Below are 22,986 nucleotides of genomic sequence, written 5' to 3' on the forward strand. Positions count from 1 at the left end.
ATTAACCCCCTGCGATAGCTTGAAACAGCAGAATGTTGTCTTGTTCATTCAAAAAATGACTTTCCCACTGGCTTTTGGGAATGATTACCTGATTGATAGCCAGTGCTGAGCCGGATGTACTTTGCCCGAGTTGCGTTAATAGCTGGTGGACGGTAATGGGCGGTTCAACCTCCATCGGCTGGTCATTGATTATGATATGCATGTGGCTTCTCGGCAGACGGGGCACTGTTTTGATCGGGTCAGCTGCAAGGTATTCCACTGTTGCTGCTTTCCATCAAACAGGCGTAGTTTTCCACTTAACGGGGACGGTAATCCCACCAGCAATTTGATGGCTTCCAATGCTTGTAACGTCCCAATCACACCCACGACTGGGCCGAGTACTCCCGCCGTACGGCAGTTACGCTGCGGCTCTTCTTGGTCGGGATACAAACAGGCGTAGCAGCCCGATTGAAACGGTGGCTCCAAAACCATCAATTGCCCGCCAAAGCCCACAGCGCTACCGCTGACGAGCGGGGTATTGCTAATGACGCACGCGGCATTGACCGCATGGCGAGTGGCCATGTTGTCACAGCAATCCAGCACCAAATCCACCTGTTCCACTAAGGGAAGTAAGCTGTCCGCATCAAGCTTTTGTTGGAAAATGCGCGTCTTAGTATGGGGATTAAGCTGCTTTAAACGCGCTGCGGCCAGCTGCGCTTTCGACTGGTTAATATCCTGCGTGTCATACAGCACTTGGCGCTGCAAGTTAGACACATGCAGGTCATCATGATCCGCTATCCATAATTCACCGACACCCGCCCCCGCGAGATACAAACTTGCAGGGGAGCCTAGTCCACCTAAACCGACAATCAGTACCTTGCTTTGTTTGAGTTTTTGTTGCCCTTCAGGGCTGACATCCTCAAGCAGCAATTGGCGGCTATAACGCATAAACTCGAGATCATTGAGCATGGTCGTTTTCCTTTAAGCGAGAGGTTGGTTCAACCAGATCCAGCAATGTTCGCGTTGCACTTTGCCAGTCATCGGCTTGGGTGATGGCACTGACAACCGCTACACTGCCAACGCCAGTAGCGAGCACGGCAGGCACGCGCTCAATGGATATCCCGCCTATTGCCACTGTCGGATAGTCTGGCGTCTCCTCAACCATCTGTTTTAAGGCTTCTAAACCTTGAGGCGAGGAGGGCATCAGCTTAGTCTGGGTTGGGAATATATGCCCCAGTGCGATATAAGACGGACGCACCGTTTTGGCAATCGCGACTTCATCAGGATCGTGGGTGGAGATCCCCAACCGTAGCCCCGCTTGGTGAATCGCCACCAGATCGGTGGTTTCCAGATCTTCTTGCCCTAAGTGGACGCCATAGGCGCCCAGCTCTATGGCTAAACGCCAATAGTCATTAATAAATAATCGGGCGTGATGCTGCTTGCCAAGCGTGATTGCTTGCTGGATCTGTTCACGGACTTGGTGGTCTTGCTTGTCTTTGATGCGCAATTGCAAGGTGGAAACACCTGCATTTAGCAGGCGTTCAATCCATTCAACAGAATCCACAACCGGGTACAGACCGAGGCAGTGTTCGGTCGGTGGAAATGGGCTATTTGGGAGATTAAGCGTTTTGTTCATCACTCACGACCTCAGCAATCTCAGCCCCATGATAGAGTTCGCTACCGTGAGCGCGGAACACTTCCGACATCTGCTCCATACCCGCTTCTTTTTGTGCAGCCTCTTTCTGTGCAGCATAGTCACGAACTTCTTGGGAAATCTTCATGGAGCAGAATTTTGGTCCACACATAGAGCAGAAGTGGGCGATTTTCCCTGACGCTTGCGGCAAGGTTTCATCGTGATATTTACGCGCGGTTTCAGGGTCTAGGGCGAGGTTAAACTGGTCTTCCCAACGGAACTCAAAACGCGCTTTGGACATGGCATTATCACGAATTTGCGCACCCGGATGACCTTTCGCGAGATCAGCGGCGTGGGCAGCAATCTTGTAGGTAATCAGCCCCTGTTTGACGTCTTCTTTGTTCGGTAAACCAAGGTGCTCTTTTGGCGTCACGTAGCACAGCATTGCACAACCAAACCAGCCGATCATTGCTGCGCCAATACCGGAAGTGAAGTGGTCATAGCCTGGTGCGATATCGGTGGTTAGGGGACCTAACGTATAGAATGGGGCTTCGTGGCAGTGCTCTAGCTCTTCGGTCATATTGCGGCGGATCATCTGCATCGGCACATGTCCCGGTCCTTCAATCATCACCTGCACATCGTATTCCCACGCAATTTTGGTCAGCTCGCCTAAGGTATGCAGCTCTGAGAATTGGGCTTCATCGTTGGCATCTTGCACGGAACCCGGACGTAACCCATCACCAAGAGACAGGGAAACATCATAAGCAGCACAAATTTCGCAAATTTCACGGAAATGCTCATACAGGAAGTTTTCTTGGTGGTGGGATAAACACCATTTCGCCATGATAGAGCCACCACGGGAGACAATCCCCGTCAGGCGTTTCGCCGTCATTGGTACATAGCGCAGTAAAACGCCAGCATGGATAGTGAAGTAATCTACCCCTTGCTCGGCTTGCTCTAGCAGGGTATCGCGGAACATTTCCCACGTGAGGTTTTCAGCAACGCCGTTCACTTTTTCGAGCGCTTGGTAGATAGGCACGGTACCAATTGGCACTGGGCTATTACGTAAAATCCATTCGCGGGTTTCGTGAATATAGCGACCTGTGGATAAATCCATCACCGTATCTGCACCCCAGCGAGTAGACCAAATCAGTTTTTCCACCTCTTCTTCGATGGATGAAGTCACGGAGGAGTTACCGATATTGGCATTCACTTTCACTAAGAAATTGCGCCCGATAATCATCGGCTCAGATTCTGGATGGTTAATATTGGCAGGGATGATAGCGCGACCTGCCGCCACTTCTTGGCGTACAAATTCCGGCGTAATATTTTCTGGCAAAATAGCACCAAAGCTTTGCCCCGGATGTTGCTGCCTTAACACTTCACTGCGAATGCGTTCACGACCCATATTTTCACGGATGGCGATAAATTCCATTTCAGGAGTCACAATGCCTTGGCGAGCATAGTGCAACTGAGTGACGCATTTGCCTGTTTGCGCTTTCAGTGGTGCAGGGCGGTGATTAAAACGCAGGTGGTCTAAGCCCGCATCGGCTAAGCGCTGCTGGGTAAAGTCGGAGCTGAGATTTTCGACAGCAACAGTATCCGCGCGTTCACTGATCCACGGCGCACGGATTTTTTTCAATCCTTTGTGAACATTGAGTTCAGAGGCCGGGTCGCCGTAAGGACCTGAGGTGTCATAAACAGGGACGGCCTCGTTATCTTCAAATTTGGGATTATCTTTGTCTCCGCCGATAAGCGTTGGGGAGAGCTGGATTTCGCGCATGGGAACTTGGATGTCGTCTCGCGAGCCTTGCAGGTAGATACGTTCAGAGTTAGGGAATGAAACACCGGAAATGGTATTGATAAAGTCTTCTGCGGCGTCACGTTGCTCTTTTCGAGTGCGTGCTGGTGCAGCTTTAGGGGAAATATCGGTACTCGGTATAACTGAATTATTAGCATTATTGGACATAGCAATTTCCTGACATCGTCACAGGCTATACGGCGTAAAGCGCCAATAGCGGGTTTATCGAAAGAAAGTTGCTTGTCTGGAGTTCGGAGGAGTAATGGTAAGGCGTTGCAACGAAAGATCCACCAAGGGTGGGGAAGATCGTGCGAGAAGATTACTCTTGTTCCCTTCGCGGGTATTAACCCGATCAGGTTCCGCGGATCCCGAATTAACGGTCTCAGCCTGATGTTTGCACATGCTAGGCACTCCGACAAGATTGTTCAGTATAAAGTTTCCCCGTCATTCTTCAAGCGATAAGTGCGTTGGCTTCTCTCGGCTACCCTAGTCACATACTTGTGTATGCTCCTAGGGATATCCTCGCTTGCCGCCTTCTTCTCACTCGAATAATTTAGGGGAAATCAGTGTATTGGGTAAAAATCCAAAACCTAGAAATTAAAAGTTAAAACTAGGTTGAGGATTAGTTTGCCGCCTTTCTCTAGCACGAATAATGTAGAGGAACCTTTGAAAGGCAGTTAGTTAAAAACCTAAAAAACAAAAACCTAGAAATTAAGCGTTAAAAGTTAAAACTAGGTTGGTTAAATAGGGTTTTACAAACTCCACGAATATTGCGGCCAGTGGTTTTCAGTGGCGGCTTGGAGAAGGCGCGAGTCGCCGTTGACGATAAATGTCTCATCGGCAAAATGGCACATAGGTAGGTCATTGGCGGAATCGGTGTAGAAATAAATATACGCATCGGTGATTGGCTGGTGGGCGATCCATTGAGTTAAACGCTTAACTTTACCCTCTTTAAAGGTTGGGATACCGTCAACTTCGGTGGTGTAGCAGCCATTTGAACGCTTAATATTAATGCCCATCGTGACATCGGCACCAAGGCGATCCGCAATCTTCTTCACGATAAAAGTAACCGTTGCGGAGATCACAATGATCGGGAGCCCTTGCGATCGATATGAGGCAACGGTGCTTAATGCGTTAGGATAAATGCGCGGAATGATAATGGTATCGACAAAATCATCTAACCACTCATCGACTTGCTCTGTCTTGATGCCAGCAAGGGTCTGCAAACTAAACTTTAAGTAAGTCACCATATCCAAATTGCCCGCGTTGTATTGCGCCATCATCTCTTTATCGGCTTCGACAAAACGTGGGTCGGTAATGATTTTCTTATCCCACAAATATTGCGTCCAAAGTACGCTGCTATCGCCACGGATCAGGGTGTCATCGAGATCAAAAATCGCTAATTTGGTTTGTGTAGACGGGTTTTGCATGGGGTTCCTTTCGTTGACTAGCTCGTCGTTGATTAACTTAAAGCTCGAATTTCATTTTTATTAAACATTAACTCAAGGCGTGTGCCCGGCTCAAATAAACGCTCAGATGAGCGATTGAGCAAGTCTACGGTCATATCCCCCGCAGGCGTGTTCACGCTATAGCGAATAATATTCCCTAAAAGCTGGTGGTCAAGGATCACGGCATCCACTGGGGCGGAAATATGGTTGCCATATTGGCGTCCCACTTCGCGAACATAAATGGACTCAGGGCGAATGGCGAGGGTACCTTGTAAATTGACGCCCAGCATCCCATTGGCTTTTTCAGCGTCCACCAAATTGTAATGCCCCATAAATCGAGCCACAAATTCAGTGGCAGGCTGAGTATAGATATTTTCCGCGGTATCGCTTTGGATAATCGAGCCTTTGTTCATTAAGAAGATGCGGTCAGACATAATCATCGCTTCGTCTTGGTCGTGGGTGACGAAAATGGTGGTGAGCTTCAGCTCTCGCTGGATTTCACGAATTTGCTGGCGTAAGTGCTTACGAATACGTGCATCAAGGGCGGATAACGGTTCATCGAGGAGTAAAATTTGCGGCTTCATCACCAATGCACGGGCGAGGGCGACACGTTGGCGCTGACCACCCGAAAGCTGGTGCGGATATTGGTTCTCTTTTCCTTGTAATTCCACCATATCAATGACTTCTGCCACGGCTTTATCGCGCTCAGTGGCGGGCATCTTGCGCATTTTCAACCCAAACGCGATGTTTTCAGCCACGGTCATATTTGGGAATAGAGCGTAGCTTTGAAACACCATGCCCACGCCGCGCTGTTGAGCTGGCTGCTGAGTGATATTCTGGCGGTTGATATACAGCTCCCCGCTGTCGGGCTGTTCAAGCCCCGCGATACAACGTAGTAACGTGGATTTTCCGCAGCCACTTGGCCCCAATAGCGTAATAAATTCCCCTTGTTCAATCGTAAACTGGATATCAGAGAATACTTGGTTCTGACCAAAGGATTTAGTTAGGTTTTCCGCAATAACGTAGCTCATCGTTCATCTCCCACACGATTCAAGCGCGTTGCTAGCCAAGTCAGCAGCAACGTAAATAGGAAGTAAGACATCACTAGCGCAGAGGTAAAGTGTCCGCTAGTTTGGCGCATATTAAACAGATAGATCTGCAAGGTTTCGAAACGGGTTCCCACTAAGATATTGGCGAATACGAACTCCCCCATTAAGAATGAGAAGGAAATCAGTAAAGAAACCAATAACCCTTTACGGATATTTGGCAGCACTATCATTAAAAAGGCTTTAAAGGTGCTGGCACCGAGTAAGTGAGCGGCGTCCATTAAGTCATGCAGATTGATTCCTTGAAAGCTATTCGCCAGTGCGCGGTACATAAATGGCAATGTAATGGTGAAGTAGGTGCCAATTAAGATCCACGGGGTACCGACCAACATAAATGGCTCATCTGCAAAGATTTGCAGTAAACCGACTGAAGAGACCACGGGTGGGATCGCAAAAGGGAGAATAATCAGTAAATCCATCAACCCTTTGAGCTTTGGAAAGCGGTAAAAAACGGCAAATGTCATTGGCAAAATGACCAGTACGCTGATCAGCAATGTATCAAAGCAGATCAAAAGAGATCGTCCAAATGCCATCAAAAAGCGCGGATCTTGCCACAATTGCAGATACCATTTAATGGATAGGGCATCAGGCATAATCGTCGCCCCCCATGAACTGGAAATGGAGTAAATAAAGGTGGCAATAATAGGCAGCGCAAGAATGGCGGCAACGGTACCAAGAACCATTTTATGAAACAGTAAACTCGGTGCTTTTGGGCTACGAATATTAGGATTTAGCATGGTAGCTCCGCTTTAATAACCAGTGGTGAATGGCGGTGATAAACCCAAGGATCGCAATCAGAACAACGGATAGCGCGGCTGCCATATTTGGCTCTAAGAACAGGTCGCCAGAGACAAGGCTGGCAATGCGGATAGTCACTAGGTTGTAGTTACCACTGGTGAGTGCGTAAGTACTGGCATAAGCGCCAACGGCATTGGTAACCAAGATAATAAATGTGCCTAATAGTGCAGGAGAAATGACCGGAATACCCACTTTCAGCCAATAGGTTAACTTGCTGGCTCCCATAGTTTTTGCGGCATCTTCCCACTCAGGTTTGAGTGCATCGAATGCAGGGTAAAGCAGTAAAATACCGAGTGGGATTTGGAAGTAGATATACAGCAGCATCAAGCCGCTGGCGCTGTAGATATTAAAATCATCAATCCATCCCCACGCTTTAAGTTGCAGGGTAATGGCTCCGTTAAAACCTAAGATAATAATAAACGCGAAGGCTAACGGTACGCCGCTGAAGTTGCTCGCCATGGTGGTAAACGAAATCATGAAATTGCGCACTTTGCCTTGCATCTTATAGATAGAAAATGCCGTTACGCAGGCGATAAGCAAACCAACAACGCTACAAATCAGCGATAGCCATAGGGTATTTTGGAATGCTTGTAGGTAGAAATCATTGGAGAAAATTTCAACGTAATTTTCAAAAGACCAGGCTTCTTCGTAGACAAAACTGTTGAAAAGTACCCAAATCATCGGGGCGATTTGAAATAGGCAAAACAGCACAATAAATGGCACGATTAACAGTGCGGCGCGCCAGTGAAAACGCACATTGGGCTTGTTAAACATGGTTAAGCCTCCCTCTTGTTGACGGGACTGGTCGTTGGCAGGGATATCCGCCATTAGCGACCTCCTGCCAGTAAATCATCACAGACAGTTTTGTTTGAGAATGGCACACCCAGTAGTTGGCAAACGGTGCCACAAATCGCTGTTTGTTCCATCGGAACGTCTGGGCGATGAGAGAATGCGCTGCCAATAGTCAACAGCGGAACCGTACACTCTTCCGGCAAAATACCACCGTGGCTGCGGTCGTTATTCATCCCGTGGTCGCTGGTGATGATAATTTGGTAGCCTTGCTCTATCCACATCGGTAAGTAATGGGATAAATAAATGTCTGCTTTGCGCGCCGCATTGCGATATTGGGACGAATCAAATCCAAACTTATGCCCTGCATCATCGATATTCATTGGATGAATCAGCAAAAAATCGGGGTCGTGCTGAGCGCGTAGATATTCCGCATCCATAAACAGGTGGTCATCAGGGTAGTGGTCTGCTTGGTAGAAGCAACCATGCTGAATCGGCAACTGCTTATCATGGGTAAATCGGTCACGATTCGCCTCAAATGGCGCGCGATTATACAGCTCACTGACCCAATAATAGGCTGCTGCCGCTGTCGTTTTTCCGGCTTGGTGAGCCAATGAAAAGATGCTATCGAAGTGAGAAAGTCGCACAACATCGTTGTTGACGATGCCACTTTGAACCGGAGGAATGCCCGTCAAAATGCATTCGTACAGCGGGCGAGACATGGATGGGAGCTCACACTCCATTTTATAAAGTGTTGCTCTATCGGCTTTGATAAGACCATTGAGATAGCCCATACATTGATGGGCTACTGAATAACTTAAACCGTCGAGAACAACAAGTATGACTTTTTTAGACATCAGACTGTTGATTCCTAATTGCGATTATTGCTGGTGAATTAATACTTGCTGCTGCCACATTTTCGGTAAGTTGCGTGATGACTTTTCCCAGCCTTCAGCATCTTTAATCGGGTGAACATTTTTGTATTGTTCATCTGGCAGTAATTTGGCTTGGATATCCGCAGGCAGTGTCAGGTATTGAGCACGAATTGGGCGCGCATAACCTTCTGCAAGATTGATTTGTCCTTTATCACTGAAGATAAACTCGCGGGCTAATTTCGCGGCATTTGGGTTTTTAGCAAATTTATTGATGATGGTGGTATAACCGGAGATAACGCTGCCATCGGATGGGATCACCACGATAAAGCGGTCGCGGTTGATTTGGTCACGGTAGTTCAGTGCGTTGAAGTCCCATAAAATACCCACTTCCACTTCGCCTTTTTCGATGTTGGCAACGGTTGGGTCATTGACGGATAAACGCTTCTGTTTCGCTAATTCGCCAAAGAATTCAATGGCAGGCTTCAGGTTATTTTCATCACCACCACGGGCAAAAGCGGCAGCCAGTACGGCGTTGTTGGCTTGTGCGGCAATACCTACATCCCCAACGGTGACTTTGTATTTTCCTTTCAGTAAATCATCCCAGCTTTTTGGTGCGTCTTTGACTAAGTCTTTATTGATCATAAACGCGATAGTACCGGTGTAAGCTAATGCCCAGTGGCCATCTTTATCTTTTGCCCAATCAGGCACTTGTGACCAAGTGGTCGGTTTGTACGGCTGAGTGACCCCTTTTTGTACTGCAACCGGACCAAATGACGCGCCGACATCACCGATATCTGCGGTGGCGTTATTTTTCTCAGCAGCAAATTTTGCAATTTCCTGTGCAGAGCTCATGTCCGTATCTTGATGTTTTAAACCGTATTCTGTCGATAAATCCTGCCATGTGCCTTTCCAGTTTGCCCATGTATCAGGCATTCCGACGCTATAAACTTGGCCTTCTTTTTTTGCAGCTTCGATAAGTTGGGTTAAATCGCTGTCAGCCGCAAATGCCATTTGAGAAGCGCTGAGTGACAGTAAAATTGCAGGTACGATAGCTTTCATCTTGTTTCTCTCTATAAGAGTCGCCGTATTGGTTAGTTGGCATGCTAATTATTCGAGATGACAATGAATTGACAGTTGTGTGACACTTTTTAGATGCTGTGACTTTTAAATGTCTAAAAAGTGTCAAAATAATGAAAGGGTAGTGACGAATCAAACGGTTGTATGACAATCTATAAAACAAGCGTATCTTTAATCGCAACTCAGCGTGCTGACATAGAGAAATAGAATGAATAAACACACATTAGCAGGAACGGAAAGTGGCTGGTGGTTTGTCTGCTTTGCGGGGCGACTGTGGTTGCCCCAAGGAGATGTGCCTAGAGGCGCTGCACAGCAGTTCGGATTAACAGGAAAACTTGCGACGCCGATTGGTGAGTGGCAGGGGGAAATTGTTTGGCTGATCGCTGAAAAAATGCCGTCAGATATGGCTTCCCCTCGTGTAGTGGCTTCTCAAGATGAAGGGCTATTTCGCCTAGCCGGACGGGGTGTTCAACTCGCGGAGTTTTATCGCTCTCACCGTTACTGTGGATATTGCGGAACGGCGATGCGCCACAGTTCAACGGAATGGGCATGTCTGTGCGACCACTGCCATGAACGTTATTATCCACAAATTGCCCCTTGTATTATTGTCGGTATTCGCCGCGATGATCATATTTTGCTGGCACAACATCGTCGCCATTCACAAAATCCGCTGTTCACGGTGTTAGCAGGGTTTGTGGAAGTGGGGGAAACCTTAGAAGAGGCGGTGGCTCGCGAAGTGATGGAAGAGAGCCATATAAAAGTGCGCAATATTCGTTATGTCTCTTCACAGCCTTGGCCATTCCCACACTCGCTGATGATGGGCTTTTTAGCTGATTATGATAGTGGGGACATTCAAGTGGATCCTAAAGAGTTAGTGAGCGCTAACTGGTATCACTATAATGATCTGCCGCTGATCCCGCCGGGAGATACGATTGCTCGGCGATTAATTGAAGATAGCGTGGTGTTATGTCGTCAATTTGATGAAGATAACCACTAATTGCGCTGGCGCTGATATTGTTTCCCTTTGCTGGTATAATATGGCGCCTTAGCCATTTGCGGCGGCCACAATAATAATGGAGTAAATAATGACTGAGTTGAAAAATGACCGCTATCTACGTGCGTTGCTACGCCAGCCTGTAGATGTGACCCCAGTATGGATGATGCGTCAAGCAGGGCGTTACCTACCAGAATATAAGGCAACTCGTGCAGAAGCTGGTGATTTTATTGCTTTGTGCAAAAATACTGAGTTAGCGTGCGAAGTCACGTTACAGCCACTTCGTCGTTTTCCATTAGACGCCGCAATTTTATTCTCTGATATTCTGACCATCCCCGATGCAATGGGACTTGGGCTTTATTTTGAAACTGGCGAAGGCCCACGTTTTGAAAAGCCAATCAAGAACGCAGCCGATGTTAAAAATATCCCAATTCCCGATCCAGAGATGGAACTGGGCTACGTGATGGACGCAGTTCGTGCCATCCGTAAAGCCTTAAATGGTGATGTACCACTGATTGGTTTCTCGGGTAGCCCGTGGACATTAGCGACCTATATGGTTGAAGGTGGTAGCAGCAAAGCGTTCACTAAAATCAAAAAAATGATGTATGAAGATCCAAATACGCTGCATTTACTGCTGGATAAGCTGGCAGATAGCGTGATTTTGTATCTGAATGCTCAAGTGCGTGCTGGCGCTCAATCCCTGATGATTTTCGATACGTGGGGCGGCGTGCTGACTAAGCGCGATTATCTGGAATTCTCCTTGCGCTACATGCACAAAATTGTCGATGGTTTAATCCGCGAAAATGACGGTCGTCGTGTGCCTGTGACCCTGTTTACCAAAGGTGGCGGTCAGTGGTTAGAAGAGATGGCGGCAACAGGCTGTGATGCGCTAGGTTTGGATTGGACGACCGAAATTGCAGATGCTCGTCGTCGTGTTGGTGATAAAGTTGCGCTGCAAGGCAATATGGATCCTTCAATGTTATATGCGCCGCCTGCGCGTATTGAACAAGAAGTGCAGCATATTTTAGCGGGCTTTGGTCAAGGTGAAGGGCATGTCTTCAATTTAGGTCATGGTATTCATCAAGATGTGGCGCCTGAACATGCTGGTGCGTTTGTGGACGCGGTTCACCGTTTCTCTCGTCAATATCATCAGTAGCCGCCAAGGCATAATCGAGGTAGAACTTGGTGTTTTATCTCGATTTGAACCTCTCAATGTGTGGTGTATTTACAGGATCTTGTAAGTACATCATTATCATCTATGATTAATCCTTATTAATAATGGTTCCGTGATGGCAATTGATACTCAGCAGTTGCGACAACAGCAGGTAGAGCTAGCTCAACAAGTCATTCTGAATGATGAGTTTATCTCGCCACGTTTTATTGGTGGTGCGGATGTCGGTTTTGAGCAAGATGGCACCGTGACCCGTGCGGTGATTGTGGTGCTTTCATGGCCTGAGCTGCAATTGGTGGAGTATCAAATAGCACGGATCCCAACTCAGTTACCCTATATTCCCGGGTTGCTCTCGTTTCGTGAAGTCCCAGGGTTAATGGCTGCGTGGGAAAAAATCCAACAAAAGCCTGACTTAGTGCTGGTGGATGGTCAAGGTATTGCTCATCCGCGGCGTTTTGGGGTGGCTTGCCATTTCGGATTGTTGGCCGATGTCGCAACGATAGGGGTAGCAAAAAGTCGTTTATGTGGTGATGTTGTCGAACTCAATGCTGAACCTGAAAGTGTCGAAATGTTGAAAGTGGCTCAAGAGCAATTAGGATGGGTTTATCGTAGTAAGAAACGCTGCAATCCTTTATATCTTTCTCCGGGTCACAAAGTCAGTTTTATTTCCTCGCTAGAGTGGGTAAAACGGTGTATTCAGGGGTATAGATTGCCAGAACCGACCCGTTTTGCTGATGGAATCGCTTCGAATCGCACATTTTTTAAGCGAATGAATGAGAAAATTGGCTAATTATCAGCAAAATATGTGGCATTGGCAGATTTTCAGGTAAACTGCGAAGTATTGAGATTGATGAGTCAGAAATTATGTTAAGAAATCCTATTCATTTGAGGTTAGAGAAACTAGAAAGCTGGCAGCATATGACCTTCATGGCATCCCTGTGCGAGAGAATGTATCCTAATTATCAAATGTTTTGCCAGCAAACTGAATTTGCTGATGCGAAGGTTTATCGTGCCATCCTTGATTTAGTTTGGGAAACCTTGGTTATCAAAGATAGCAAAGTCAATTTCGACAATCAGTTAGAGAAGCTAGAAGAAATTATTCCAGTCGCCGATGACTTCGATATGTACGGTGTTTATCCCGCTATCGACGCTTGTATTGCTTTAGGTGAACTCATTCATGCAAAACTGAGTGGTGAAACCCTTGAGCACGCAATCTTAGTCAGTGAAGCATCGATTCGTACTGTTGCTATGCTTGAAATGACCCAAGCAGGGCGTGAAATGACCGATGAAGAGCTAAAAGTGGTGCCTGCTGTGGAAGAAGAGTGGGACATTCAATGGGACATTTTCCGCTTATTAGCCGCTTGCGAAGAACGAGACTTAGAGTTAATTAAAGGATTAAAATCTGACCTCCGCGAAGCGGGTGTCAGCAATATCGGCATTACTGTCGCGTAAATTTTGCACTTTTAAGTGCGAAAACGTGACTTAAAGCAGTAATGCTGTGTACTAAGACTTCACATTTACCCCTACTCTGTTCTACATTTAGGGGCGAGAAGAAGTGGCTATCGGGGGCGTGTATCAGGGGCTGTCTATCTGGCATATCCGACGCACTCGATGCTTTGCAAACGATAAACACACTGTGTAAGGATAATTTATGAACAAGACTGAATTAGTTGATGCTATCGCAGAATCAGCAGATCTGACTAAAACTCAAGCTAAAGCAGCTTTAGAAGCAACTCTGAGCGCAATTTCAGATTCTCTGAAAAGCGGCGAAGCAGTACAACTGGTCGGTTTCGGTACTTTTAAAGTTAGCCACCGTGCAGCTCGTACCGGTCGTAACCCACAAACTAAAGCAGAAATCCAAATTCCTGCAACAACTGTACCAGCATTCTCTGCCGGTAAAGCACTGAAAGACGCTGTAAAATAAGTACATTGTCTACGAGAATTATCAGAGGGGGTATGAAGTTACCCCTTTTGTTTATTCGCCAAAGGTTGCTGGTGTTGGGAGCAGTCTCAATACTAAGCGCCTGTTCTTCTAATTCGCCTCGACTCCCTGAGTTTAGTGCCAGCGGATTTATTGCCGATGAAGGCGTAATCCGAATGTGGAGACTGAATGATGCGAAGAGTCAGCCGTTGGTCTTAATGGTGGTGTATAGCCCCTATAAAAGAACCGACACCTCCGTCAATTTCTTCGAATATCGTGATGGTAAATTGTGGCAGATCCGCAGCCAAGTCCTCAATCAAGGTAATAACAACATCACTGAACAACTGCGCTTTAGTAAAGATAATGAAATTGTGTTTATGCAGCGCGCGCAAAATAATATCAAAACCCCGCTTTCCTCTGATGAAATTAACCGCTGGCGTTTTGAAGCTGACCGTATTCTGAATATCAATACCGCGTTGATAGTGGGTGGCGTAGAGCTACATCAAGGGTATTGGAAGCAAGGTAAAATCACCACTTGTGATGGTGAAAAGCGCGATGTTACTTTCGAACCGTATGCACAGAAATGGCTAGATGATAGAGCCAAAGTCTGGACGAAAGAGCTGAATTTGGCGTGGTTGGAGTCACCAGAGGGCACTCAGCTTTTGATGGTGGCGGATACCAACTTTTGCAATTGGCAACCTAGTAAAGATTCTTTGTAGGTCACCGCTCGTCGTCTTTCGAACCACAGCTGTATTGCTACGTTCGTTCACCCTAGTCACATACTTATGTATGCTCCTAGAGATTCTCTCTCTTGCAGCTTTGCTGTGATTCGAAATACTTAGAGCCATTGGCTGGGTGAAGGTCAAAGGCAAAAACAAGAAACAGAAAAGCAAAAAGCTGATAAAAGTTTCCTCTTATCAGCTTTGGGATTATTTGTTTCTATTACTTAATGCGGGCGATAGCGCGGTAGCCGATATCGGTGCGATAGAAACTGTCAGACCAATTGATGGTTTTGGCAACTTCGTACGCTTTAGCTTGAGCTTTTGCGATGTCGTTACCTAATGCGGTTACGCACAGAACACGTCCGCCGGCGGTAACGACTTCACCAGCTTGGTTGAGCTTGGTACCTGCGTGGAACACTTTGCTATCAGCTGCTTCTGACGTTGGTAGACCCGAAATCACATCACCATTGCGATAATCACCTGGATATCCACCCGCCGCAATTACGATACCGAGCGCTGGACGTTCATCCCACAGGGAATCTTTACCTGCGAGTTCGCCTTTAGCGCCCGCTAAACACAGAGCGACCAAATCAGATTGTAAGCGCATCATAATTGGCTGAGTTTCTGGATCGCCAAAGCGACAGTTAAATTCGATGACTTTTGGGTTACCCGCTTTATCAATCATCAAACCTGCATATAAGAAACCTTGATAGCGGTTCCCTTCTTGATCCATTCCTTTAACGGTTGGATAAATGACTTGCTCCATGACACGTTGATGAACCGTATCTGTCACCACTGGCGCAGGTGAATATGCACCCATACCGCCAGTGTTTAACCCAGTATCACCATCGCCAACACGTTTATGATCTTGGCTAGTTGCCATCGGAATGACATTCTCACCATCCACCATGACGATGAAACTCGCTTCTTCGCCATCAAGGAACTCTTCGATAACGATACGATGACCGGCATCACCGAATGCATTGCCAGCCAGCATATCATGGACGGCATCTTTGGCTTCTTGCAGCGTCATTGCCACAATCACGCCTTTACCAGCAGCCAAACCATCAGCCTTGATAACGATAGGTGCGCCAACTTTATCTAAATAAGCCAAAGCAGGCTCAATTTCAGTAAAGTTTTCATAAGCTGCGGTCGGAATGTTGTGACGCGCTAAGAAATCTTTGGTGAATGCTTTCGAGCCTTCTAACTGTGCAGCACCTTGAGTTGGTCCAAAAATGGTTAAACCAGCTTGTTTAAATGCATCAACCACACCGATAACTAATGGTGCTTCTGGACCTACGATGGTTAGACCGATTTGTTTGTCTTTGGCAAATTGCAGTAAGCCATCAATGTCAGTTGCTGAGATATCGACATTTTCCAGTGCAGGTTCCAGTGCAGTACCCGCGTTACCTGGCGCAACATACACTTTATCTGCTAATGGAGATTGTGCGGCTTTCCATGCTAAAGCGTGCTCGCGACCGCCACCACCAATAATCAGTATATTCATAGAAACCCCTAGCAATTAGTGACGGAAGTGACGCATGTTAGTAAAGATCATTGCGATGCCATGTTCATTGGCAGCGGCAATCACTTCATCATCACGAATAGATCCACCTGGTTGAATAACGCAAGTAACGCCTACAGAGGCAGCGGCATCGATACCATCGCGGAACGGGAAGAATGCATCGGATGCCATTGCACAACCAGCAACTTCTAAACCTTCATCAGCAGCTTTGATCCCTGCAATCTTAGCAGAGTACACGCGGCTCATTTGTCCTGCACCAATACCGATGGTCATGTCGTTCTTCGAATAAACAATCGCATTTGATTTCACGAATTTCGCCACTTTCCAGCAGAACAGCGCATCTTTTAACTCACGTTCCGTAGGTTGGCGTGTGGTTACGACGCGTAAATCTTCCGCTTCGACCATACCTAAGTCACGATCTTGAACCAGTAAACCGCCATTCACGCGTTTAAAATCTAAACCTGCAACAGGTTTGCTCCACTCACCACATACCAGAACACGCACGTTTTGCTTGGTAGATAAAGAAGGTAAGGCATCTTCAGCAATAGAAGGGGCAATAATCACTTCAACAAATTGACGTTCAATGATGGCTTCTGCGGTGGCTTTATCTAATTGGCGGTTAAAAGCAATGATGCCACCGAATGCTGAGGTTGGGTCAGTCTTGAATGCTTTATCATAAGCGGCATGGATATTGTCACCAATGGCAACACCACAAGGGTTAGCATGCTTAACAATAACACAAGCTGGCTCATCAAAGGATTTTACACATTCCAGAGCTGCATCGGTGTCTGCGATATTATTATAAGAAAGCGCTTTACCTTGAATTTGGTTCGCAGTGGCAATCGACGCTTCTTTTGGATTTTCTTCTATATAGAAAGCCGCGTCTTGATGGCTGTTTTCGCCATAGCGCATATCTTGCTTCTTAATGAAGTTTAAATTCAGGGTACGAGGGAAACGACCTGATGGTTGAGTGGTATCACCATGATATGGCGCAACCAGCTCACCAAAGTAGTTAGCAATCATACTGTCATAAGCGGCAGTGTGCTCAAATGCTTTAATAGCTAAGTCAAAGCGTGTTGACCAATTCAGCGAATTTTCGTGGTTATCCATCTCTTCGATGATTTTGTCATAGTCATTACTGTTAACCACGATAGCCACGTCTTTATGGTTCTTCGCTGCGGAGCGAACCATGGTTGGACCGCCAATATCGATATTCTCAACGGCGTCTTCTAATGTGCAATTTGGTTTTGCGACGGTTTGAGCAAATGGATAAAGGTTCACAACCACCATATCAATAGGTGTAATGTCATGCTGCTGCATGATGGCATCATCTTTACCGCGACGACCTAAGATCCCACCGTGAACTTTCGGGTGCAGAGTCTTAACGCGACCATCCATCATTTCAGGAAAACCTGTGTAATCTGAAACTTCAGTGACCTTAAGGCCTTGCTCTGCTAGTAATTTAGCGGTTCCACCGGTAGAAAGCAGTTCAACACCACGGTGAGAAAGCGCCTTAGCGAATTCAACAACCCCTGTTTTATCAGACACACTAAGCAGGGCACGGCGAATAGGACGAAGCTGTTGCATGAGATAGATCCCTTGGATTTGGATAAAGAAGCAATATCTATATATAAGTCACTAACAATTTCAGAGCATCAAAATAAAATCAATGCCGAATTTTCGCGCTAATTGTAGCGCAAACGTTTGCGTAATGCGCGAACTATTTTCACTATTTTTTCAGTTTGTGGATAAATCTGTGTGTAAGTGGGTATAAATAGGGGTTTTGCTGTGGAATGCAGCAGTTGAACTAAAAACCGTAAAAAATCTTAAAAAAAGGGTTGCAGGATTTCTGCGACTCCCTATAATGCGCATCCACTGACCGGGAACAAGCCAACGCAAAGCGCGATGGACACTGAAACGGCAGCGAGAGAATCTGAAAAGATTAAGTAAAAAAATACTTGACTCTCAATGAGGAAAGCGTAATATACGCCACCTCGCGACAACGACCTAAGTTGATAAAAACTGAGTCGAATTTCTCAAGAAATGTCGCACCGCTCTTTAACAATTTATCAGACAATCTGTGTGGGCACTCACAGGACACTATCAAAAAAATATTTGATTTTAAGTCTTGAAGAGTGACTAACACGTTAATTCATATATATGAACTAATAGGTAATTTGGTTTCTTCGGAAATCAAACGACAGTAACATTCTTTGAGCATCAAGCTTTTTAATTGAAGAGTTTGATCATGGCTCAGATTGAACGCTGGCGGCAGGCCTAACACATGCAAGTCGAGCGGTAACAGGAGAAGCTTGCTTCTCGCTGACGAGCGGCGGACGGGTGAGTAATGTATGGGGATCTGCCCGATAGAGGGGGATAACTACTGGAAACGGTAGCTAATACCGCATAATCTCTTAGGAGCAAAGCAGGGGAACTTCGGTCCTTGCGCTATCGGATGAACCCATATGGGATTAGCTAGTTGGTGAGGTAATGGCTCACCAAGGCGACGATCCCTAGCTGGTCTGAGAGGATGATCAGCCACACTGGGACTGAGACACGGCCCAGACTCCTACGGGAGGCAGCAGTGGGGAATATTGCACAATGGGCGCAAGCCTGATGCAGCCATGCCGCGTGTATGAAGAAGGCCTTAGGGTTGTAAAGTACTTTCAGTTGGGAGGAAGGCGTTGATGCTAATATCATCAGCGATTGACGTTACCAACAGAAGAAGCACCGGCTAACTCCGTGCCAGCAGCCGCGGTAATACGGAGGGTGCAAGCGTTAATCGGAATTACTGGGCGTAAAGCGCACGCAGGCGGTTGATTAAGTTAGATGTGAAATCCCCGGGCTTAACCTGGGAATGGCATCTAAGACTGGTCAGCTAGAGTCTTGTAGAGGGGGTAGAATTCCATGTGTAGCGGTGAAATGCGTAGAGATGTGGAGGAATACCGGTGGCGAAGGCGGCCCCCTGGACAAAGACTGACGCTCAGGTGCGAAAGCGTGGGGAGCAAACAGGATTAGATACCCTGGTAGTCCACGCTGTAAACGATGTCGATTTGGAGGTTGTTCCCTTGAGGAGTGGCTTCCGGAGCTAACGCGTTAAATCGACCGCCTGGGGAGTACGGCCGCAAGGTTAAAACTCAAATGAATTGACGGGGGCCCGCACAAGCGGTGGAGCATGTGGTTTAATTCGATGCAACGCGAAGAACCTTACCTACTCTTGACATCCAGAGAACTTAGCAGAGATGCTTTGGTGCCTTCGGGAACTCTGAGACAGGTGCTGCATGGCTGTCGTCAGCTCGTGTTGTGAAATGTTGGGTTAAGTCCCGCAACGAGCGCAACCCTTATCCTTTGTTGCCAGCGATTCGGTCGGGAACTCAAAGGAGACTGCCGGTGATAAACCGGAGGAAGGTGGGGATGACGTCAAGTCATCATGGCCCTTACGAGTAGGGCTACACACGTGCTACAATGGCGTATACAAAGAGAAGCGACCTCGCGAGAGCAAGCGGAACTCATAAAGTACGTCGTAGTCCGGATTGGAGTCTGCAACTCGACTCCATGAAGTCGGAATCGCTAGTAATCGTAGATCAGAATGCTACGGTGAATACGTTCCCGGGCCTTGTACACACCGCCCGTCACACCATGGGAGTGGGTTGCAAAAGAAGTAGGTAGCTTAACCTTCGGGAGGGCGCTTACCACTTTGTGATTCATGACTGGGGTGAAGTCGTAACAAGGTAACCGTAGGGGAACCTGCGGTTGGATCACCTCCTTACCATTGAAGTGTTTTTGTGAAGTGCTCACACAGATTGTCTGATAGAAAGTAGAGCAAAAAGCGCGTCTGCGAAGCTGACTGTAGTGTCCCCTTCGTCTAGAGGCCTAGGACACCGCCCTTTCACGGCGGTAACAGGGGTTCGAATCCCCTAGGGGACGCCAATTGCGCGGAGAATGAGTGAAAGACGTTCCCCACAAATAATGATTAAGCCAATTACGTTGTAGTTGGTTTAACAATTATGCTCTTTAACAATCTGGAACAAGCTGAAAATTGAAAACAACGCACATTGTTTATCGCTTAAACAATGTGAGAGTCTCTCAAAAATCTCAACGTGAATGTGTTCAATTGACCGTCGGGTCAGTTGGTAAAGACACCTTCGGGTTGTGAGGTTAAGCGACTAAGCGTACACGGTGGATGCCTAGGCAATCAGAGGCGATGAAGGACGTGCTAATCTGCGATAAGCGTTGGTAAGGTGATATGAACCGTTATAACCGACGATTTCCGAATGGGGAAACCCAGTGCAATTCGTTGCACTATCGTTTGATGAATACATAGTCAAACGAGGCGAACCGAGGGAACTGAAACATCTCAGTACCTCGAGGAAAAGAAATCAACCGAGATTCCCCTAGTAGCGGCGAGCGAACGGGGAGCAGCCCAGAGTCTTAATCAGCATTAGCATCAGGAGAACGGTCTGGAAAGGCCGGCAGTAAAGGGTGATAGCCCCGTATCCGAAGGTGTTAGTGTTGTGAACTCGACGAGTAGGGCGGGACACGTGTTATCCTGTCTGAATATGGGGGGACCATCCTCCAAGGCTAAATACTCCTGATTGACCGATAGTGAACCAGTACCGTGAGGGAAAGGCGAAAAGAACCCCGGCGAGGGGAGTGAAATAGAACCTGAAACCGTGTACGTACAAGCAGTGGGAGCACCCTTGTGGTGTGACTGCGTACCTTTTGTATAATGGGTCAGCGACTTATATTCTGTAGCAAGGTTAACCGTATAGGGGAGCCGTAGGGAAACCGAGTCTTAACTGGGCGAATGAGTTGCAGGGTATAGACCCGAAACCCGGTGATCTAGCCATGGGCAGGTTGAAGGTTGGGTAACACTAACTGGAGGACCGAACCGACTAATGTTGAAAAATTAGCGGATGACTTGTGGCTGGGGGTGAAAGGCCAATCAAACCGGGAGATAGCTGGTTCTCCCCGAAAGCTATTTAGGTAGCGCCTCGTGAACTCATCTTCGGGGGTAGAGCACTGTTTCGACTAGGGGGTCATCCCGACTTACCAACTCGATGCAAACTACGAATACCGAAGAATGTTATCACGGGAGACACACGGCGGGTGCTAACGTTCGTCGTGAAGAGGGAAACAACCCAGACCGCCAGCTAAGGTCCCAAAGTCATAGTTAAGTGGGAAACGAAGTGGGAAGGCTCAGACAGCCAGGATGTTGGCTTAGAAGCAGCCATCATTTAAAGAAAGCGTAATAGCTCACTGGTCGAGTCGGCCTGCGCGGAAGATGTAACGGGGCTAAACTATGCACCGAAGCTGCGGCAGCGATATGTAAATATTGTTGGGTAGGGGAGCGTTCTGTAAGCCTGTGAAGGTGTGCTGTGAGGCATGCTGGAGGTATCAGAAGTGCGAATGCTGACATAAGTAACGATAATGCGGGTGAAAAACCCGCACGCCGGAAGACCAAGGGTTCCTGTCCAACGTTAATCGGGGCAGGGTGAGTCGACCCCTAAGGCGAGGCAGAAATGCGTAGTCGATGGGAAACGGGTTAATATTCCCGTACTGGTGATAATTGCGATGGGGGGACGGAGAAGGTTAGGCTGGCCGGGCGACGGTTGTCCCGGTTTAAGGATGTAGGCAGGTGAATTAGGCAAATCCGGTTCACTATATGCTGAGGTCTGATGACGAGTCACTACGGTGGCGAAGTAGCTCATACCCCGCTTCCAGGAAAAGCCTCTAAGCTCTAGATTATCATTAATCGTACCCCAAACCGACACAGGTGGTCAGGTAGAGAATACTCAGGCGCTTGAGAGAACTCGGGTGAAGGAACTAGGCAAAATGGTGCCGTAACTTCGGGAGAAGGCACGCTGGCATTAGGTGAAGTGATTTACTCATGGAGCTGAAGCCAGTCGCAGATACCAGCTGGCTGCAACTGTTTATTAAAAACACAGCACTGTGCAAACACGAAAGTGGACGTATACGGTGTGACGCCTGCCCGGTGCTGGAAGGTTAATTGATGGGGTTATCCGTAAGGAGAAGCTCTTGATCGAAGCCCCAGTAAACGGCGGCCGTAACTATAACGGTCCTAAGGTAGCGAAATTCCTTGTCGGGTAAGTTCCGACCTGCACGAATGGCGTAATGATGGCCAGGCTGTCTCCACCCGAGACTCAGTGAAATTGAACTCGCTGTGAAGATGCAGTGTACCCGCGGCAAGACGGAAAGACCCCGTGAACCTTTACTATAGCTTGACACTGAACATTGAGCCTTGATGTGTAGGATAGGTGGGAGGCTTTGAAGCGTGGACGCCAGTCTGCGTGGAGCCAACCTTGAAATACCACCCTTTAATGTTTGATGTTCTAACGTAGCCCCGTAATCCGGGGTGCGGACAGTGTCTGGTGGGTAGTTTGACTGGGGCGGTCTCCTCCCAAAGAGTAACGGAGGAGCACGAAGGTTGGCTAAGCATGGTCGGACATCATGCGGTTAGTGCAAAGGCATAAGCCAGCTTGACTGCGAGAGTGACGGCTCGAGCAGGTACGAAAGTAGGTCTTAGTGATCCGGTGGTTCTGTATGGAAGGGCCATCGCTCAACGGATAAAAGGTACTCCGGGGATAACAGGCTGATACCGCCCAAGAGTTCATATCGACGGCGGTGTTTGGCACCTCGATGTCGGCTCATCACATCCTGGGGCTGAAGTAGGTCCCAAGGGTACGGCTGTTCGCCGTTTAAAGTGGTACGCGAGCTGGGTTTAGAACGTCGTGAGACAGTTCGGTCCCTATCTGCCGTGGGCGTTGGAAGATTGAAAGGGGCTGCTCCTAGTACGAGAGGACCGGAGTGGACGCACCACTGGTGTTCGGGTTGTCATGCCAATGGCATTGCCCGGTAGCTAAGTGCGGAAGAGATAACCGCTGAAAGCATCTAAGCGGGAAACTTGCCTTGAGATGAGTCTTCCCTGACCCTTTAAGGGTCCTAAAGGAACGTTTAAGACTAAGACGTTGATAGGTTGGGTGTGTAAGCGTAGCGATACGTTGAGCTAACCAATACTAATGAACCGTGAGGCTTAACCTGACAACACCGAAGGTGTTTTCGAGAAGAGAGATTGAGTTGATTCAATGAGAGTGGAAACCGGAAGGTAGACACACAGCTTGTTCAA

General features: G+C 47.5%; 18 protein-coding genes, 1 tRNA gene, 2 rRNA genes and 1 riboswitch. Of the genes, 9 read left to right on the forward strand and 12 right to left on the reverse strand.

The annotated features are described in order from the left end of the window. Position 1: 1 nt before the first annotated feature. The 10 genes from thiS to ACY3ZI_RS01970 form a co-directional block, all read right to left on the reverse strand. On the reverse strand, positions 2-202 hold the full coding sequence (gene thiS, locus ACY3ZI_RS01925) for a sulfur carrier protein ThiS (RefSeq protein ID WP_108479688.1): 201 nt from the start codon (positions 200-202) through the stop codon (positions 2-4). Next, entirely contained in the window at positions 190-948 is a 759-nt protein-coding gene (locus tag ACY3ZI_RS01930) for a HesA/MoeB/ThiF family protein (RefSeq protein ID WP_211887999.1), read from the reverse strand. Before ACY3ZI_RS01930 ends, thiS begins: the two co-directional genes overlap by 13 nt. Beyond that, positions 938-1,615 (reverse strand): thiamine phosphate synthase, encoded by a 678-nt coding sequence (gene thiE / locus ACY3ZI_RS01935; RefSeq protein ID WP_487375895.1) that lies wholly within the window; start codon positions 1,613-1,615, stop codon positions 938-940. Before thiE ends, ACY3ZI_RS01930 begins: the two co-directional genes overlap by 11 nt. Continuing rightward, positions 1,599-3,581, reverse strand: a complete 1,983-nt coding sequence (gene thiC, locus ACY3ZI_RS01940) for a phosphomethylpyrimidine synthase ThiC (protein ID WP_487375896.1) — start codon at positions 3,579-3,581, stop codon at positions 1,599-1,601. The genes thiE and thiC overlap by 17 nt, the downstream gene beginning before the upstream one ends. Positions 3,582-3,725: 144 nt before the next feature. Further along, a riboswitch (TPP riboswitch) is annotated at positions 3,726-3,838 on the reverse strand. 327 nt (positions 3,839-4,165) lie between these two features. Further along, complete coding sequence (locus ACY3ZI_RS01945; RefSeq protein ID WP_487375897.1) at positions 4,166-4,843, reverse strand: HAD family hydrolase; 678 nt, start codon at positions 4,841-4,843, stop codon at positions 4,166-4,168. Positions 4,844-4,875: 32 nt separating this feature from the next. Further along, positions 4,876-5,892 carry an ABC transporter ATP-binding protein gene (locus ACY3ZI_RS01950; protein WP_154626071.1) on the reverse strand — a complete coding sequence of 339 codons (1,017 nt, stop codon included), beginning with the start codon at positions 5,890-5,892 and terminating at the stop codon, positions 4,876-4,878. After that, on the reverse strand, positions 5,889-6,704 hold the full coding sequence (locus tag ACY3ZI_RS01955) for an ABC transporter permease (protein WP_211887995.1): 816 nt from the start codon (positions 6,702-6,704) through the stop codon (positions 5,889-5,891). The genes ACY3ZI_RS01950 and ACY3ZI_RS01955 overlap by 4 nt, the downstream gene beginning before the upstream one ends. Then, positions 6,691-7,593, reverse strand: coding sequence for an ABC transporter permease (locus tag ACY3ZI_RS01960; RefSeq protein ID WP_487375898.1), 903 nt, complete (start codon positions 7,591-7,593; stop codon positions 6,691-6,693). Before ACY3ZI_RS01960 ends, ACY3ZI_RS01955 begins: the two co-directional genes overlap by 14 nt. Further along, positions 7,593-8,411, reverse strand: a complete 819-nt coding sequence (locus ACY3ZI_RS01965; protein WP_211887994.1) for an alkaline phosphatase family protein — start codon at positions 8,409-8,411, stop codon at positions 7,593-7,595. The genes ACY3ZI_RS01960 and ACY3ZI_RS01965 overlap by 1 nt, the downstream gene beginning before the upstream one ends. Positions 8,412-8,435: 24 nt before the next feature. Then, a complete protein-coding gene (locus ACY3ZI_RS01970; RefSeq protein WP_154626077.1) occupies positions 8,436-9,488 on the reverse strand; it encodes an ABC transporter substrate-binding protein in 1,053 nt (350 codons plus the stop codon). Positions 9,489-9,714: 226 nt separating this feature from the next. Here ACY3ZI_RS01970 and nudC point away from each other — a divergent pair, with 226 nt between their 5' ends. The 6 genes from nudC (at position 9,715) to ACY3ZI_RS02000 (ending at position 14,311) form a co-directional block, all read left to right on the forward strand. Beyond that, on the forward strand, positions 9,715-10,503 hold the full coding sequence (gene nudC, locus ACY3ZI_RS01975) for an NAD(+) diphosphatase (RefSeq protein WP_211887993.1): 789 nt from the start codon (positions 9,715-9,717) through the stop codon (positions 10,501-10,503). Positions 10,504-10,591: 88 nt separating this feature from the next. Further along, positions 10,592-11,656 carry a uroporphyrinogen decarboxylase gene (gene hemE, locus ACY3ZI_RS01980; protein ID WP_108479697.1) on the forward strand — a complete coding sequence of 355 codons (1,065 nt, stop codon included), beginning with the start codon at positions 10,592-10,594 and terminating at the stop codon, positions 11,654-11,656. A 133-nt stretch (positions 11,657-11,789) separates the two neighbouring features. Further along, on the forward strand, positions 11,790-12,461 hold the full coding sequence (nfi, locus tag ACY3ZI_RS01985; protein ID WP_211887992.1) for a deoxyribonuclease V: 672 nt from the start codon (positions 11,790-11,792) through the stop codon (positions 12,459-12,461). A 74-nt stretch (positions 12,462-12,535) separates the two neighbouring features. Next, complete coding sequence (locus ACY3ZI_RS01990) at positions 12,536-13,123, forward strand: YjaG family protein (RefSeq protein WP_036953566.1); 588 nt, start codon at positions 12,536-12,538, stop codon at positions 13,121-13,123. Positions 13,124-13,322: 199 nt separating this feature from the next. Beyond that, positions 13,323-13,595, forward strand: a complete 273-nt coding sequence (locus ACY3ZI_RS01995) for an HU family DNA-binding protein (RefSeq protein WP_006657071.1) — start codon at positions 13,323-13,325, stop codon at positions 13,593-13,595. Positions 13,596-13,627: 32 nt separating this feature from the next. Further along, on the forward strand, positions 13,628-14,311 hold the full coding sequence (locus tag ACY3ZI_RS02000) for a DUF1481 domain-containing protein (protein WP_487375899.1): 684 nt from the start codon (positions 13,628-13,630) through the stop codon (positions 14,309-14,311). Between the two features lie 223 nt (positions 14,312-14,534). On the opposite strand, the gene purD is transcribed toward ACY3ZI_RS02000, so the two are convergent. Both purD and purH read right to left on the reverse strand, forming a co-directional pair. Further along, positions 14,535-15,821 (reverse strand): phosphoribosylamine--glycine ligase, encoded by a 1,287-nt coding sequence (gene purD / locus ACY3ZI_RS02005; RefSeq protein ID WP_487375900.1) that lies wholly within the window; start codon positions 15,819-15,821, stop codon positions 14,535-14,537. A gap of 15 nt (positions 15,822-15,836) precedes the next feature. Continuing rightward, entirely contained in the window at positions 15,837-17,426 is a 1,590-nt protein-coding gene (purH, locus tag ACY3ZI_RS02010; protein WP_211887989.1) for a bifunctional phosphoribosylaminoimidazolecarboxamide formyltransferase/IMP cyclohydrolase, read from the reverse strand. Between the two features lie 643 nt (positions 17,427-18,069). Here purH and ACY3ZI_RS02015 point away from each other — a divergent pair. The 3 genes from ACY3ZI_RS02015 to ACY3ZI_RS02025 all read left to right on the forward strand — a co-directional run bounded on the left by ACY3ZI_RS02015 (position 18,070) and on the right by ACY3ZI_RS02025 (position 22,901). Next, positions 18,070-19,608, forward strand: a 16S ribosomal RNA gene (locus ACY3ZI_RS02015). An 85-nt stretch (positions 19,609-19,693) separates the two neighbouring features. Further along, a tRNA-Glu gene (locus ACY3ZI_RS02020) sits at positions 19,694-19,769 on the forward strand. 226 nt (positions 19,770-19,995) lie between these two features. Beyond that, positions 19,996-22,901, forward strand: a 23S ribosomal RNA gene (locus ACY3ZI_RS02025). Together the 16S and 23S rRNA genes with 1 tRNA gene alongside form the textbook arrangement of a ribosomal RNA operon. Positions 22,902-22,986 lie beyond the last annotated feature (85 nt).

Source organism: Providencia sp. LY12 (assembly GCF_057621555.1).